This is a genomic window from Amycolatopsis sp. FBCC-B4732 (genome assembly GCF_023008405.1).
GTDB classification, from domain to species: Bacteria; Actinomycetota; Actinomycetes; order Mycobacteriales; family Pseudonocardiaceae; genus Amycolatopsis; species Amycolatopsis pretoriensis_A.
Map to the genome: position 1 here is coordinate 7,532,343 of NZ_CP095376.1, position 14,911 is coordinate 7,547,253.

General features: G+C 69.2%; 10 protein-coding genes. 2 read left to right on the top strand and 8 right to left on the bottom strand.

Features of this window, described 5'->3' with window-relative positions:
• Positions 1-30: 30 nt before the first annotated feature.
• Entirely contained in the window at positions 31-510 is a 480-nt protein-coding gene (locus MUY14_RS33460) for a GNAT family N-acetyltransferase (RefSeq protein WP_247015109.1), read from the top strand.
• Here MUY14_RS33460 and MUY14_RS33465 read toward each other — a convergent pair.
• The 6 genes from MUY14_RS33465 to MUY14_RS33490 all read right to left on the bottom strand — a co-directional run bounded on the left by MUY14_RS33465 (position 503) and on the right by MUY14_RS33490 (position 6,058).
• On the bottom strand, positions 503-970 hold the full coding sequence (locus MUY14_RS33465; RefSeq protein WP_247015110.1) for a hypothetical protein: 468 nt from the start codon (positions 968-970) through the stop codon (positions 503-505). The genes MUY14_RS33460 and MUY14_RS33465 overlap by 8 nt on opposite strands.
• Positions 971-1,022: 52 nt before the next feature.
• Positions 1,023-1,253, bottom strand: a complete 231-nt coding sequence (locus MUY14_RS33470) for a hypothetical protein (protein ID WP_247015113.1) — start codon at positions 1,251-1,253, stop codon at positions 1,023-1,025.
• A gap of 14 nt (positions 1,254-1,267) precedes the next feature.
• On the bottom strand, positions 1,268-1,474 hold the full coding sequence (locus tag MUY14_RS33475) for a hypothetical protein (RefSeq protein ID WP_247015115.1): 207 nt from the start codon (positions 1,472-1,474) through the stop codon (positions 1,268-1,270).
• A gap of 25 nt (positions 1,475-1,499) precedes the next feature.
• Entirely contained in the window at positions 1,500-3,188 is a 1,689-nt protein-coding gene (locus MUY14_RS33480; RefSeq protein WP_247015117.1) for a hypothetical protein, read from the bottom strand.
• A gap of 71 nt (positions 3,189-3,259) precedes the next feature.
• On the bottom strand, positions 3,260-5,107 hold the full coding sequence (locus MUY14_RS33485) for a selenium-binding family protein (protein ID WP_247015119.1): 1,848 nt from the start codon (positions 5,105-5,107) through the stop codon (positions 3,260-3,262).
• A gap of 309 nt (positions 5,108-5,416) precedes the next feature.
• Complete coding sequence (locus MUY14_RS33490; RefSeq protein ID WP_247015121.1) at positions 5,417-6,058, bottom strand: zinc ribbon domain-containing protein; 642 nt, start codon at positions 6,056-6,058, stop codon at positions 5,417-5,419.
• 139 nt (positions 6,059-6,197) lie between these two features.
• Between MUY14_RS33490 and MUY14_RS33495 the strand changes: the two genes are divergently transcribed.
• On the top strand, positions 6,198-6,971 hold the full coding sequence (locus tag MUY14_RS33495) for a M15 family metallopeptidase (RefSeq protein ID WP_247015123.1): 774 nt from the start codon (positions 6,198-6,200) through the stop codon (positions 6,969-6,971).
• Positions 6,972-7,274: 303 nt separating this feature from the next.
• Here MUY14_RS33495 and MUY14_RS33500 read toward each other — a convergent pair whose 3' ends face one another.
• Positions 7,275-11,186: a DNA-directed RNA polymerase subunit beta' gene (locus tag MUY14_RS33500; protein ID WP_247015125.1), complete on the bottom strand. Its 3,912-nt coding sequence runs from the start codon at positions 11,184-11,186 to the stop codon at positions 7,275-7,277.
• A 93-nt stretch (positions 11,187-11,279) separates the two neighbouring features.
• Entirely contained in the window at positions 11,280-14,783 is a 3,504-nt protein-coding gene (locus MUY14_RS33505; RefSeq protein ID WP_247015127.1) for a DNA-directed RNA polymerase subunit beta, read from the bottom strand.
• Between the last annotated feature and the right edge of the window lie 128 nt (positions 14,784-14,911).

A 14,911-nucleotide genomic window follows, 5' to 3' on the forward strand; every position in this document is an offset into this window, starting at 1 on the left:
TTCGCTGGACAGCGTCCCCAGGATGGGTACGTGAACTGGACGATCACCCGGACCGACGTGGCCCACCCGGACGCCGTCGCGATCATGCGCGAGTACATGGACGAAGTCGCTTCGCGCTACTTCGGCCGCCCGATCACCGAAGCCGAGCTCACGCACTACGTCGCCGAGGAGCCCGGCACCGATCTGGTGCCGCCCGCCGGGGCGTTCTTCGTCGGCAGGCGCGACGGCGAGGTCGCGGGGTGCGCCGGGACGCGTGTCGTCGAGCCCGGGATCTCCGAGCTGACGAAGGTCTTCATCAAGCCCGCCCACCGCGGCACCGGCGGCGGCCCCGCGCTGGTGGCGGCCGCCGAGGAGGCCGCGCGCGGGTTCGGCTCGGCGCTCATGCGCCTGGACACCCGCCACGACCTCGTCGAAGCCCGCGCGCTCTACGCGAAGATCGGCTACGACGAGGTCGAGCCCTTCAACGACGGGCAGTTCGCCGAGCACTGGTTCGCGAAGGCGCTCAGCTGAGCCGTCCGGTGCACGCGGCGACCTCGCCGGGCGCCGACTTCTGCGACGTCACCACGCGGCCGCCGAGCGAGATGCGGCACTCCACCGCGCCGCTCCCCTGCCCGAGCAGCTGCACCGAACCGGCCGACGCCCAGCTGAGCTCCTTCCGCCACGGCAGCGGGACTTCGAGCTCCTGGTGGACCAGGCCGAGGCCGTTCGAGTCGTAGACGACGGTCGCCGTGCCGGTGCCCGCCAGCTCGTAGGTCACCTGGTAGCCCGACGGTGCCGGCGGCGTCGAGGTGTACGTCGCCGTCGCCATGACCGTGCGCGGCGGGACCGACGACAGCGACGGCTCCCCCACCACGGCGACCGCCGGGGCCGGTGGGGACGAGCCGTCGTCGCCGAGGATGAAGATGCCCGCGGTCACCGCCGCGATCGCGATCACCGCGACGGCGAGCCTGCCGGTCAGCTGCCGGTTCATGGGGACTCCCCAGGGAAAGGGCGGCCCCCGGGGTGCGGGGGCCGCCCGCGGGTCAGAAGGAGGGCAGGAGCTTGCCCGGGACACCGTTGACCGACTGGATGAGGCCGAGCACCGGGACGCCGAGCGGGGCGAACGTCCAGATGTTGTTCAGGCCGCTGGTGTCCGGCTCGTCGACCACGACGACACCGGGGGCGTCGGCCGCGAGCGCCGGACCGGCCGCGGTGAACAGGGCGGCACCGGCGAGGACGGCGGCACCGGCCGCGCGAGCGAGGGTCTTCTTCACGGGTTCTCTGCCTTTCAGGAAACAGCGGTGATCAGGTCGAAGACGGGCGCGAGCAGGTCGACCGGCTGGCCGAGCGGCCCGAGCACGCCGCCCAGGTCGACGCCGGGCACGAGCCAGACGGAACCGTCGGTCGGGCCGGCACTGGCGACCCCCGCGGCCAGGCCCGTGAACGCCGTCGCCGCGACGAGCGGCAGCAGCACGCGGGCAGCAAGACGCTTCATACTTTTCCTTTCCTACCAAGGGATTTCAGCGGAGAACCGACGTGATCGGCACGATGGTTCCGTCGGGTACCCACTGGCCCGCGTAGTCGCGGTCCATCACCATTCCGGTGGCGTGGGGTTCGGTGGGGTACATCGGCATGGCGTTGACCTGGGCGGCGGCGAAGATCTGGACGTCGCCCGCGGCGGCACCGCCGGCGCCGAGCCAGTTCCGGAAGCCGCCGAGGGTCGGGCTTTCGCCGCCGAAGCGGTTGCCGACCGCCACGGCGTACCCGACCGCGGTCGCCTCCCGCGGGTCGAACCGCAGCGGCAGCGACGCGCTCGCGACGGCGTTGACGATCGGCCCGTTCAGCAGCCACGGCGCCAGGTACAGCCCGTACTGGTGGGTGGGTTCGAGACGTTGCAGCTCGGCGGCCCGCGTCATCGCCGGGTAGCCGGCGGCCCAGCCGGAGACGACGACGAGCGCGGTGTCGGGCCCGGCGTCCGGCCGCACGGCGAGTCCGGTGCGCGCCGCGGTTTCGCGCACCAGCTTCGCGGCCGCGATCCCCCGCGGGGAGTCGTCCTCGACCAGCGTGAGCGCGGACGGCTTGCGCCCGGCGAGGAATTCGACCAGCTTGACCAGCGCTCCCCCGTCCGCCGGCGTCAGCGCGTCGGCCGGGCAGGCACCCAGCACGTCCGCGCGGCCGGCGACCAGGCCGCCGAGCGCGGCCGACGCGCACTCCGGCGCGTCCGCGTCGGTGATCGCCGGGCCGGGCGCGGTCCCGGCGTCGACCTCGACGACCGTCGCCGTGCCGCCGTGGCGGATCTCCAGGTCGCTGCGGCCGGGCGGCAAGTCGACGTCGGCCCACGTGCCCTCGGCGCCGGGCCGCGCGACGGCCTTCGTGACCAGCCCACCAGCCCCCACGGACAGGTCGTTTCCCGCGCTCGGCGGGAAGTGGACGACGTTGCGCCCCGGCCGCTGCGGACTGACCAGCACCGGGAACCCGGCGTCGTCGGCGAGCAGCGGCACGCCCGGCACGGGCAGCGGCGGGGGTGCCTGGATCGCGCCAAGCGCGCTCCAGGCGAGGAACCCGAGCGCGACCGCCGTCGCGCCGAAGCGGTAAGCGCGGCCGTTGAAGACCCCGGCGAGCACGCTCACCACGACCGGCAGCACCACGACGGCGACCACCGCGAGCCCGAAGGGCGTGCTGTAGAGCCGCCGGTCGAAGCCGAGGCCGGACAGCCCGAACCGGACCGCGCCGGCCAGGACGAGCAGGCCGCCGAGGGTGAGCGCGAGGGGCCCGGGCCGGACGGCCGCCGCCGTCGTCACCGGCCCGAGCAGCGCGAAGCCGAACCACACGGCCGCCGCGGCGACGAACACCGTGTCGATCGCGAACTCGACGCCGGTGCCGCCCAGGGACGTCTCCAGCACGACGAGCACCAGCAGCGCGGCCGACGTCCAGCGAGTGGCCCGCGGGAAGACCGGCACCGCCACCGCGAGCACGACGTGGATCGCCAGCGCGACCACGTTGACGTCGACGGCGAAGGCCGACACCACGGCGAGCAGCGCCGAGACCCCGCCGAGGACGTACAGCGTGTGCCGCGGCCGCTGCCCCGGCGCCCGCAGCAGGCCGCCGCCGGCGAGGAACGCCGTGGCCGGCAACAGGGCCAGCCGCAGCACCAGCGCCAGTACGTCCACAGTGGACGAACCCGACGGCGCAGTGTGGTCGTGTTCCATCAAGACTCCTCGGTGCGAGTTGTCGTGAGTGGTTAGGGCGGTCAGAACCGCCCTAACCACTCACGACCGCGTTACCTGATGTCGGCGTCCGCGACCACGAACAGCTCGGAGTGCGGCTTGGCGTTGCCGAAGTCCCCGTGCGGCCACGACTTGCGGTTGAAGTTGATCCCGACCTGCCCGGTGAACTCGTCCCGGAAGTTCGGGTCGACCGCGACCTTCCCGTCCGGCCCGAGGTTCAGCAGGTTGACCTTGTGGTCACCGTCCAAACCGGACCGGGCGACGAAGTAGTTCGACACCGCGAGGTGCTGCGGCGACGTGGTTTCGCGGTAGAAACCGTCGCTGCCGAGCGCCCAGTTGTCGTAGGCGCCCCAGTGCGGGCCCGCGCCCGGCGTGCCGGGGTTGACCGGGGCCGCGCCGACGACGGTCGGCAGGTCGCCGCCCCCGCCCTGCTGCGCCTTCGCCTTGGTGTCGACCCGGCCCTGGATGTCCTCGATCCGGTCACCGGCGGCGACCAGCTTCTGGATGTCGAGGACGTAGACGCCGCCGGTGGTGCCGGGGTCGTCGGCCGAGAGGGTGCCCTTCTGCCGCCCGACGATCGCGCGGTAGAGGTACTTGTCGTCCGGGCTCGTCTGGATCCAGCCGCCGTTGGAGCTGGCGCCGTTGGAGTCGTTGCCGGCGTAGATGGACTTGTTCGCGGCGCCGTCGTCGAACACCTCGATCCAGTGCGGCTCGGCCGCGGTGATGTCCGGCGTGTAGAACACCGCGCCGCCCTGCATGGTCTGGGCGAACGCGCCCTTGTGACCCGGCAGGTTGGTCACGGTGGTCTCCATGACCGCGCGGCTCTCGGCGTGCAGCGGGTCGGCCGGATCGGCGCGCGGGCCGTCGGCCAGGTACGACACCGACTTCAGCTTCGGGTGGTTGCGGTCGGAGATGTCCCACGTCCGCACGGTCGGCCGCCGCAGGTACGGCGACGGCTGCTTCACCGGGTCGAGGATGATGTTGCGCGGCTCGGCGTAATCGGACGTGACGAGCGTGTTCAGGTCCTCGCGGGCCTGGATGCCGTGCGGGTTGGCGCAGGTCGGCTTGCCCAGCTGCGGCAGGTTGTCGCAGAGCTTCTGGTTGTCGCCCTGCGGGGTCGCAGCCGGCGACTCGGACAGCACCTCGGCGTTCTTCCCGAAGTGGACGACTTCGCCGGGGCTGCCCGCGAAGCCGTTGCCGACCTGCGTGGAGCCGTCGGCGTAGGAGTGCGGGCCGGGCACGACCGGGCCGCCCATGTACGTGCCGTACGCGGTGCCGTCCTTGAGCACCCAGTAGGCGTCCGGAACGCTGCCGCCGAGGGTGTTCGTCGGCAGGCTGACGCCCTTGAGCTTCAGCTGCGGCAACGCACTGACGTCGAAGGCGTACGTCGCGGCGGCGAACAGCGCGCCGGCGTAGACGGTGTCGCCCCGGTGCCACACGTACTGCATGTGGTGCGGCTCGTTCTCGACGAGCGGCCCGACGGTGGCGGTGTTGACGACCTTGCCGTAGGTCGGCGAACCCTGCGTCGCGTCGATCACGGCGAGGAAGTCCGGGCCGGGCAAGGCGTTCTTGAGCTTGTTGAGGCCGCCGCCGAGTGTGCCCGGCAGGTTCTTGACGTCCTTGACGAGCGTGTCGGCGATGTTCTCGTCACCGGCCCAGACGAGGAGCCACTTCTTGGGCGTGCCGCCCTCGGCGCGCGCGAGATCCTTCGTCACCAGGTGGTTCTGCACCCAGTACTGCTTGCCGTCGGCCGCCGTCTTGGCATCGGTGACGGTCTGGACGTCGGCGTAGGCGCCGGTGGCCGAGCCGGTGTACGTGACGGCGCCGACCGCGAGCGCGAGCGCGGCGGCGCCGGTCACCACCTTTCGCCATCGACCCGGACGCAACGGAGTTGATCGCATGGTTCTCCCAATTCTTTCTCACGGACGAAAACCGTTGGGACACAACGGAAAGCCGACGTCAGCAGACCTGGACGGGATATTCGCGCGAAGCGGGCGAAGCGTCCAGCCGTGATCAAAGATTGAGACTCGCCACGATCAGGTGAATCTCCCACGAAGTGGGCCGAATTGACGCGTACCACTGGACCGAATGGGTGGCTACGTCGTCTAGACCAACCGGGCGCGTCACGGTTGGTCACAATGGCGCAGCCCCGGCGCCTGAACGCCGGGGCTGCGAGTTATGGATTCGTTATGAAGTGCTGGGAACTCCGGTCAGAGTTTGGCGCCGCAGTCCGAGCAGAACAGCGCTCCCGGCTTGTTGGTCTCGCTGCCGCAGCCGCCGCAGCCGACCTTCAGGGCCAGGGAAGTGCCGCAGGACGAACAGAACTTGCCGCCGTCGGCCTTCAGCCCGCAGCCGGGGCACGAAACCTTGGCGCGGGTGTCGAGGTCGAGGCCGGACGTCCAGTCCTTCTCGCGGGCCTTGTCCCAGATCTGGTCGCGCTGGGCCGACGCCTGGGCGCGCGAGATCTCCTCGGCGACGCTCGGCGAGCAGCGCAGGCACTGGCCGATCTCCTCGTTCCAGCACTGGTCGTGGCACATCCAGTCGCCGCAGCCGCGGCACTGGCGGAAGCTCGGGGTGATCTCCTTGACCGCCGCGGCCAGCGCGCGGTCCTTCGCCGGCGAGTTGGTCGCGCGGTCGTAGCGCCACTGGTCGGCCGAGTTGCTCAAGTCCCGCAGCGTGCCACCGAAGAACGAGCCGACCGTGCGAAGCACGCTTCGCCCGGTTTCCATGTTGTCGCGCTGGAAGGCGGAACGGAAGCCGTTGCCGCAGCGTTCACAGCGGAACTCGAACTGGTACCCCTGCGTGTTCGAGAGGTCCGAGAAGTTGTCCGTGAAGGGCACAGAGTCAGCCACGGCCCATCTTCGCCAGCCGGCCGCGCCGCCGGGGACGAGAGATTTGCCGACAACGACGTGGCTACCAGCCGTTACGGATCCCGAAGTGCTGCCCGAAAGGCGGCTGAATGTCCGGCATCGGAGGTGCTAAAGGAGAGGGATGCCGATCTTCCGGGCGCTCGCCGCCGTCACCCTCGCCGCCGCCACGGCCGTCGCCGTCCCCACCGCGGCGCAGGCCACGTCCCCCGGCTTCGTCGCGCTCTCCGACGTCGCCCCTTCGATCCTGCAGGACATCCGCTACGCGACACCGCACAACTTCGTCGGCCGGCGCGTCGACGGCTACCTCGCCCCCAGCTGCCTCCTGACCCGCCAGGCCGCCGACGGGCTGCGGAAGGCCCAGCAGCGGCTGCGGAAACGGGGCTACACGCTGAAGGTCTACGACTGCTACCGCCCGCAGCGCGCGGTCGACCACTTCGTGCGGTGGGCGAAGGACCTCGCGGACGAGAAGATGAAGGCCGAGTTCTACCCGGACGTCGCGAAGGACCGGCTGTTCGCCGAGGGGTACATCGCGGAGAAGTCCGGGCACAGCCGCGGCAGCACGATGGACCTGACGCTCGTCCGGCTCCCGCCGCGGTTCCAGCGGCCGTACGTCCCCGGCGAGCGGCTCGAGCCGTGCTTCGCCCCGCGGGATCAGCGCTTCCCGGACAACACGGTCGACATGGGCACCGGTTACGACTGCTTCGACCCGTTGGCGCACACGGACAACCCGGCGATCACCGGGGTCGCGCGGGAGAACCGCGACCTGCTCCGGAGCACGATGGCCGCGGTGGGATTCCGGAACCTGCCCGAGGAGTGGTGGCACTTCACGCTGAACGACGAGCCGTTCCCGGACACGTACTTCGACTTCCCGGTGACCCGCCACGCCCCGCGCTGACCGCGGAGGCCCCGATCCGCCGGAGGCCTCCGATTCCGTCGGGCCGCGTTCCGCCGCCGGCTGGCGCCGGACACCAGAGCGCCGCCGAGCACCAAGGCGATCAGTGCCGGCGCGCCGAGCCCGAGTGCCTCGGCGCCCGTGCAAGCGGCAGGAGTACAGCCGAAGTGCCCCTTCACGTCGGTGGTCAGCTCACCGGTGACCGGGCAGTGCCGGCCGGAACGAGGACGACCTTGACCCCGGTGACCCGGGAACGGGAAAGGCCCCCGCCGGAAACCCGGCGAGGGCCTTTCTCGTGACTCAGCTTCAGCGGAAGTCGCGGCCGAAGTCGTAGTCGTCCAGCGGGACCGCGGCACCGGTACCCGTACCGAACACGTCCGGGGTGTAGTAGCCGTCGTCGTAGGACGGGATCGCGTACGCCGCGACCCGGGCCTCTTCCGTCGGCTGCACCTGGATGTTGCGGTACTTGTTGATGCCCGTACCGGCCGGGATCAGCTTACCGATGATCACGTTCTCCTTGAGGCCCACGAGCCGGTCCGAGCGGCCGTTGATGGCCGCGTCGGTCAGGACGCGCGTGGTCTCCTGGAACGACGCCGCCGACAGCCACGAGTCCGTGGTGAGCGACGCCTTCGTGATGCCCATCAGCACCGGACGGCCCGAAGCCGGCTCGCCGCCCTCGGCGACCGCGGCCCGGTTCGTCGCCTCGAACTTGGTCCGCTCGGGCAGCTCGCCCGGGAGGAAGTCCGTGGCACCGGAGTCGATGATCGTCACGCGGCGCAGCATCTGCCGCACGATGACCTCGATGTGCTTGTCGTGGATCGACACACCCTGCGCCCGGTACACCTTCTGGACCTCGTCCGTCAGGTGCATTTGCGCCTCGCGCGGCCCCATGACCCGCAGGACCTCGTGCGGGTCCGGCGTGCCCTCGAGCAGCTGCTGACCGACGTTGACGTGGTCGCCGTCGCCCAGCGGGCCGTTCGGGGTGTTCGCGAGCCGCTGACGCTTGGACAGCTTGTCGAAGACGATCTCTTCGCCGCCGTCGTCCGGGATCAGCGTGATCTTCCAGAACCGCTCGCTCTCTTCGATGCGCACGCGGCCATCGACGTCGGCGATCGGCGCCTTGCCCTTCGGGACACGAGCTTCGAAGAGCTCCTGCACCCGGGGCAGACCGGTCGTGATGTCGTCACCGGCGACACCACCCTGGTGGAACGTACGCATCGTCAGCTGCGTACCCGGCTCACCGATCGACTGGGCCGCGACGATACCCACGGCCTCGCCGACGTCGACGAGCAGACCGGTCGCCATCGAGCGGCCGTAGCAGGTCGCGCAGATGCCGACGACCGACTCGCAGGTCAGCACCGAACGGACCTTGACCTTCGAGATGCCGCTGGAGAGCAGCTTGTCGATGGCCGGGTCGCCGATGTCGTCGCCGGCGTTCAGCACGACGTTGCCCTTGGCGTCCACCGCGTCCGTCGCGAGGTTCCGCGCGTACACGGAGGTCTCGACGTGCTGGTCGCGCAGGACCTTGCCGTCGCCGATGTCCTCGCCGATCGGCATCATGATGCCGCGGGTGGTGCCGCAGTCGGTCTCGCGGACGATGACGTCCTGCGAGACGTCCACCAGACGCCGGGTCAGGTAACCCGAGTCGGCGGTCCGCAGCGCCGTGTCCGCCAGGCCCTTCCGGGCACCGTGCGTCGCGATGAAGTACTCCGCCACCGACAGGCCTTCACGGAAGTTGGCCTTGATCGGACGCGGGATGTACTCACCCTTCGGGTTCGACACCAGGCCACGCATGCCGGCCAGCGACCGGACCTGCGTCATGTTGCCCGCCGCGCCCGACTTCACGATCACGGCGATCGGGTTGTCGTCCGGAAGCGCCGTCTCCATGATCTTGTGGACCTCTTCGGTGGCCTGCGTCCACACCTTGACGAGCTCGTTGTTGCGCTCGGTGTGCGACAGCTGACCACGCTGGTAGCGCTTCTCCACCTGGGAGGCCTTGCCCTCGTACTCGTCGAGGATGGCGGCCTTGCCCACCGGGGTGAGCACGTCCGAGATGGCGATGGTGACGCCCGACCGGGTCGCCCAGTAGAAACCGGCGTCCTTCAGCCGGTCCAGGGTCTGCGCGACCTGGGTCATCGAGTACCGCTCGGCGAGGTCGTTCACGATCGCGGCCTGACGCTTCTTCGGCATCGGCTCGTTGATGAACGGGTAGTCCGCCGGCAGCAGCTCGTTGAACAGCACGCGACCCAGGGTCGTCTCGGCCAGCCACGCCTTGCCCGGCTCCCAGCCCTTCTCCACGAGCGCCGCTTCGTCGGCCTTCGCCGGCTGACGGTCGGTGATGCGGATCTTGACCGGGGCGTGCAGGCCCAGTGCCTTGCGGTCGAAGGCCATGATGGCCTCGGCCGTCGACGAGTACGCGTTGCCCGCGCCCTCGGCCTTCTCGTTGAGGCGGGTCAGGTGGAACAGGCCCGTCACCATGTCCAGTCGCGGCATGGCGAGCGGACGGCCCGACGCCGGCGAGAGGATGTTGTTCGCCGACAGCATCAGGATCCGGGCCTCGGCCTGCGCCTCGGCCGACAGCGGCAGGTGCACCGCCATCTGGTCACCGTCGAAGTCCGCGTTGAACGCTTCGCAGACCAGCGGGTGCAGCTGGATGGCCTTGCCCTCGACCAGCTGCGGCTCGAAGGCCTGGATGCCGAGGCGGTGCAGGGTCGGCGCGCGGTTCAGCATCACCGGGTGGCCGGTGATGACCTCTTCCAGCACGTCCCACACCTGCGGCCGCGAGCGCTCCACCATCCGCTTGGCGGACTTGATGTTCTGCGCGTGGTTCAGGTCGACCAGCCGCTTCATGACGAACGGCTTGAACAGCTCGAGCGCCATGTCCTTCGGCAGACCGCACTGGTGCAGCTTCAGCTGCGGGCCGACGATGATGACCGAACGGCCCGAGTAGTCGACGCGCTTGCCGAGCAGGTTCTGGCGGAACCGGCCCTGCTTGCCCTTGAGGAGGTCGGACAGCGACTTCAGCGGCCGGTTGCCCGGGCCGGTGACCGGACGCCCGCGGCGGCCGTTGTCGAACAGCGCGTCGACGGCCTCCTGCAGCATCCGCTTCTCGTTGTTGACGATGATCTCGGGCGCGCCGAGGTCGATCAGCCGCTTGAGGCGGTTGTTGCGGTTGATCACGCGGCGGTACAGGTCGTTCAGGTCGGAGGTCGCGAAGCGGCCACCGTCCAGCTGCACCATCGGGCGCAGGTCCGGCGGGATCACCGGGACGGCGTCGAGCACCATGCCGCGCGGGTCGTTGCCGGTCGCCTGGAACGCGGCGACGACCTTGAGCCGCTTCAGCGCGCGGAGCTTCTTCTGCCCCTTGCCGTTGCGGATGGTGTCGCGCAGGTTGTCGGCTTCCGCGGCGACGTCGAACTCGGTGGCCAGCTTCTGGATGGCCTCCGCGCCCATGCCGCCGGTGAAGTACTCGCCGTAGCGGTCGACGAGCTCGCGGTAGAGCAGCTCGTCGGCGATCAGCTGGCGGGTGTCGAGCTTCGTGAAGGTCGTCCAGACCTCCTCGAGGCGGTCCAGCTCGCGACCGGCGCGGTCACGCAGCTGGCGCATCTCGCGCTCGCCGCCTTCCTTGACCTTGCGGCGGACGTCGGACTTGGCGCCCTCCGCCTCCAGCTCGGCCAGGTCGGCTTCCAGCTTCTGCGCGCGGGCTTCGATGTCCGCGTCGCGCTTGGTCTCGAGGTTCTTGCGCTCGACGCCGATCTCGTTCTCGAGGGTCGGCAGGTCGTTGTGGCGCAGCTCCGTGTTCACGCCCGTGATGACGTAAGCAGCGAAGTAGATGATCTTCTCGAGGTCCTTCGGCGCCAGGTCCAGCAGGTAGCCCAGGCGGGAGGGAACACCCTTGAAGTACCAGATGTGGGTGACCGGGGCGGCCAGCTCGATGTGGCCCATCCGCTCGCGGCGCACCTTGGCGCGGGTCACCTCGACGCCGCAGCGCTCACAGATGATGCCCTTGAAGCGGACGCGCTTGTACTTGCCGCAGTAGCACTCCCAGTCCCGGGTCGGACCGAAGATCTTCTCGCAGAAGAGGCCGTCCTTTTCGGGCTTGAGCGTCCGGTAGTTGATGGTCTCCGGCTTCTTGACCTCGCCGAAGGACCACTGACGGATGTCGTCAGCAGTGGCGAGACCAATGCGGAGCTCATCGAAGAAGTTGACGTCCAGCACGTCTAGATCCCCTTGGGGTTGTTTCGGCTAGAGAGGGGGTGGCGGGCGAGCGTCGGGGCCTGCGGGAGGCCGGCCCCGACGCTCAGCTCGCGATCAGTGCACGACGTCGTCCACCGAGGGCGACTCGTTGCGGGACAGGTTGATGCCCAGGTTGGCCGCGGCGCGCTCGAGGTCCTCGTCGTCGGAGTCGCGCATCTCGATGGCCGCACCGTCGCTGGAGAGCACCTCGACGTTCAGGCACAGCGACTGGAGCTCCTTGAGGAGCACCTTGAACGACTCCGGGATGCCCGGCTCGGGGATGTTCTCCCCCTTGACGATGGCCTCGTACACCTTGACGCGGCCGACCACGTCGTCCGACTTGATCGTCAGCAGCTCCTGCAGCGTGTAGGCAGCGCCGTACGCCTGCATCGCCCAGCACTCCATCTCACCGAAGCGCTGGCCACCGAACTGCGCCTTACCACCCAGCGGCTGCTGCGTGATCATCGAGTACGGACCGGTGGAGCGGGCGTGGATCTTGTCGTCGACCAGGTGGTGCAGCTTCAGGATGTACATGTAGCCGACCGCGACCGGGTACGGGTACGGCTCGCCGGAGCGGCCGTCCAGCAGGGTCGCCTTGCCGTTCTCCTTGACCATGCGCTCGCCGTCGCGGTTCGGCTTGGTCGCCCCGAGCAGCCCGGTGAGCTCCTCTTCCTTCGCGCCGTCGAACACCGGGGTCGCGGTGTTCGTGCCGGGCGCGACGTCGTAGAGCTCCTCGTTGAGGTTCTTCGCCCAGTCCGGGTCGCCCTCGATCGTCCAGCCCTGCGAGGCCAGCCAGCCCAGGTGCAGCTCGAGGATCTGGCCGATGTTCATCCGTCGCGGCACACCGTGCGTGTTCAGGATGATGTCGACCGGGGTGCCGTCCTCCATGAACGGCATGTCCTCGACCGGCAGGATCTTGCCGATGACGCCCTTGTTGCCGTGGCGGCCGGCGAGCTTGTCGCCCGGCTGGATCTTGCGCTTCTGGGCCACGTAGACGCGGACCAGCTCGTTGACGCCCGGGGGCAGCTCGTCGTCGTCCTCGCGCGAGAACACGCGGATGCCGATGACCTTGCCGGTCTCGCCGTGCGGCACCTTCAGCGAGGTGTCGCGGACTTCGCGGGCCTTCTCGCCGAAGATCGCGCGGAGCAGGCGCTCTTCCGGCGTCAGCTCGGTCTCGCCCTTCGGCGTGACCTTGCCGACCAGGATGTCGCCGTCGCGGACCTCGGCACCGATGCGGATGATGCCGCGCTCGTCGAGGTCGGCCAGGACCTCCTCGGAGACGTTCGGGATGTCCCGGGTGATCTCCTCGGCGCCCAGCTTGGTGTCGCGGGCGTCGATCTCGTGCTCCTCGATGTGGATCGACGTCAAGACGTCGTCCTGCACCAGGCGCTCCGAGAGGATGATCGCGTCCTCGTAGTTGTGGCCCTCCCACGGCATGACCGCGACGAGCAGGTTCTTGCCGAGCGCCATCTCACCGTTTTCGGTGGACGGGCCGTCGGCGATGACCTGACCCTGCTCGACCCGGTCACCCTCGTTGACGATCGGGCGGTGGTTGAAGCAGGTGCCGTGGTTGGAGCGGCGGAACTTGTACAGTCCGTAGCTCTTCCGCGTGCCGTCGTCGTGCATGATCGTGATCAGGTCCGCCGAGAGCTCCTCGACGATGCCGGACTGCTCGGCGACGAGCACGTCACCGGCGTCGACCGCGGCGCGCAGCTCCACACCCGTGCCCACGTACGGGGCCTGGTTGCGCAGCAGCGGCACGGCCTGGCGCTGCATGTTCGCACCCATCAGGGCGCGGTTCGCGTCGTCGTGCTCGAGGAACGGGATCATCGCCGTCGCGACCGAGACCATCTGCCGCGGCGAGACGTCCATGTAGTCGATGTCGAGCGGGTCGATCAGCTCGACCTCGCCGCCCTTGCGGCGGGCCATGACCCGGTCTTCGACGAAGGTGCCGTCGTCCGAGATCGGCGCGTTGGCCTGGGCCTTGACGTACCGGTCCTCTTCGTCCGCGGTCAGGTAGTCGACCTGGTCGGTGACCCGGCCCTCGACGACCTTGCGGTACGGCGTCTCGATGAAGCCGAACGGGTTGACCCGCGCGTACGAGCAGAGCGAGCCGATCAGGCCGATGTTCGGGCCTTCCGGCGTCTCGATCGGGCACATGCGGCCGTAGTGCGACGGGTGGACGTCCCGGACCTCCATGCCGGCGCGCTCACGGGACAGACCACCCGGGCCGAGGGCCGACAGACGACGCTTGTGCGTCAGGCCCGACAGCGGGTTGTTCTGGTCCATGAACTGCGACAGCTGCGAGGTGCCGAAGAACTCCTTGATCGCCGCGCCGATCGGGCGGATGTTGATCAGGGTCTGCGGCGTGATCGCCTCGACGTCCTGCGTGGTCATGCGCTCGCGCACGACGCGCTCGGTGCGGGAGAGGCCGACCCGGATCTGGTTCTGGATCAGCTCGCCGACCGTGCGCAGGCGCCGGTTGCCGAAGTGGTCGATGTCGTCGGTCTCGACCGGGATCTCGGTGCCGTTCTGCGCGTCCATCTTGTCCTCGCCGGCGTGCAGCCGGACCAGGTACTCGATGGTCGTGACGATGTCCTCTTCGGTCAGCGTCCCGGTGTCGTAGGCCGTCGACAGGCCGAGCTTCTTGTTGACCTTGTATCGGCCGACCTTGGCCAGGTCGTAGCGCTTCGCCTTGAAGAACAGGTTCTCCAGCAGGGTCTGCGCGCTCTCCTTGGTGGGGGGTTCGCCCGGGCGCAGCTTGCGGTAGATGTCGAGCAGGGCCTCGTCGGTGCCGGCCGTGTGGTCCTTCTCGAGGGTGGCCAGCAGCGTCTCCGAGAAGGAGAAGCGCTCGCGGATCGCCTCGGTGGTCCACCCCAGCGCCTTCAGCAGCACGGTGACCGGCTGGCGGCGCTTGCGGTCGATGCGGACACCGACGGTGTCGCGCTTGTCGACGTCGAACTCGAGCCACGCGCCGCGGCTCGGGATCACGCGGACGCTGAAGACGTCCTTGTCGGTCGTCTTGTCGACGTCCTTCGAGTAGTAGACGCCCGGCGAGCGGACCAGCTGGGACACGACGACACGCTCGGTGCCGTTGATGATGAACGTGCCCTTGTCGGTCATGACCGGGAAGTCGCCGAGGAAGACCGTCTGGCTCTTGATCTCGCCCGTGTTGTTGTTGACGAACTCGGCCGTGACGAACAGCGGCGCGGCGTACGTCATGTCCTTGTCCTTGCACTCCTCGATCGAGGCCTTGACCTCGTCGAAGCGCGGGGCGGAGAAGGACAGGGACATCGAACCGGAGAAGTCCTCGATCGGGGAGATCTCGTTCAGGACCTCTTCGAGGCCGCCGACCGGGTTTTCTTCACCTTCTTCGACACGGCGTTCGAACCACGCTTCGTCCCCGGTGAACCACTGGAACGACTGGATCTGGACGTCGAGCAGGTTGGGCGTGTTGAGCGGTTCGCGAATCTTTGCGAAGGAAACCCGCTTGGGCGCGCCGGGGATTCCCGTGGACTCCGAGCGAGATTCAGCCGAGGTGGTCGCAGCAGTGGCCTGGTTCGCGGGAGAGACTGCCAAGATGCGTCCTTCCGGGGACAATGAGCGGTGACGGCCGCCATAGCAACAGCTATGAGCGACTGTCAAGGGTGCCGTGTGCCCACTATCCTAACTACCGGCTCCGGGCAGCCTGAAAGAGGGCAGCGCAA

Coding starts and splice junctions, on each gene's coding strand:
- MUY14_RS33480 (WP_247015117.1), bottom strand. CDS start 3,188: ATGGAACACGACCACACTGCGCCGTCGGGTTCGTCCACTGTGGACGTA.
- MUY14_RS33495 (WP_247015123.1), top strand. CDS start 6,198: ATGCCGATCTTCCGGGCGCTCGCCGCCGTCACCCTCGCCGCCGCCACG.
- MUY14_RS33465 (WP_247015110.1), bottom strand. CDS start 970: ATGAACCGGCAGCTGACCGGCAGGCTCGCCGTCGCGGTGATCGCGATC.
- MUY14_RS33475 (WP_247015115.1), bottom strand. CDS start 1,474: ATGAAGCGTCTTGCTGCCCGCGTGCTGCTGCCGCTCGTCGCGGCGACG.
- MUY14_RS33485 (WP_247015119.1), bottom strand. CDS start 5,107: ATGCGATCAACTCCGTTGCGTCCGGGTCGATGGCGAAAGGTGGTGACC.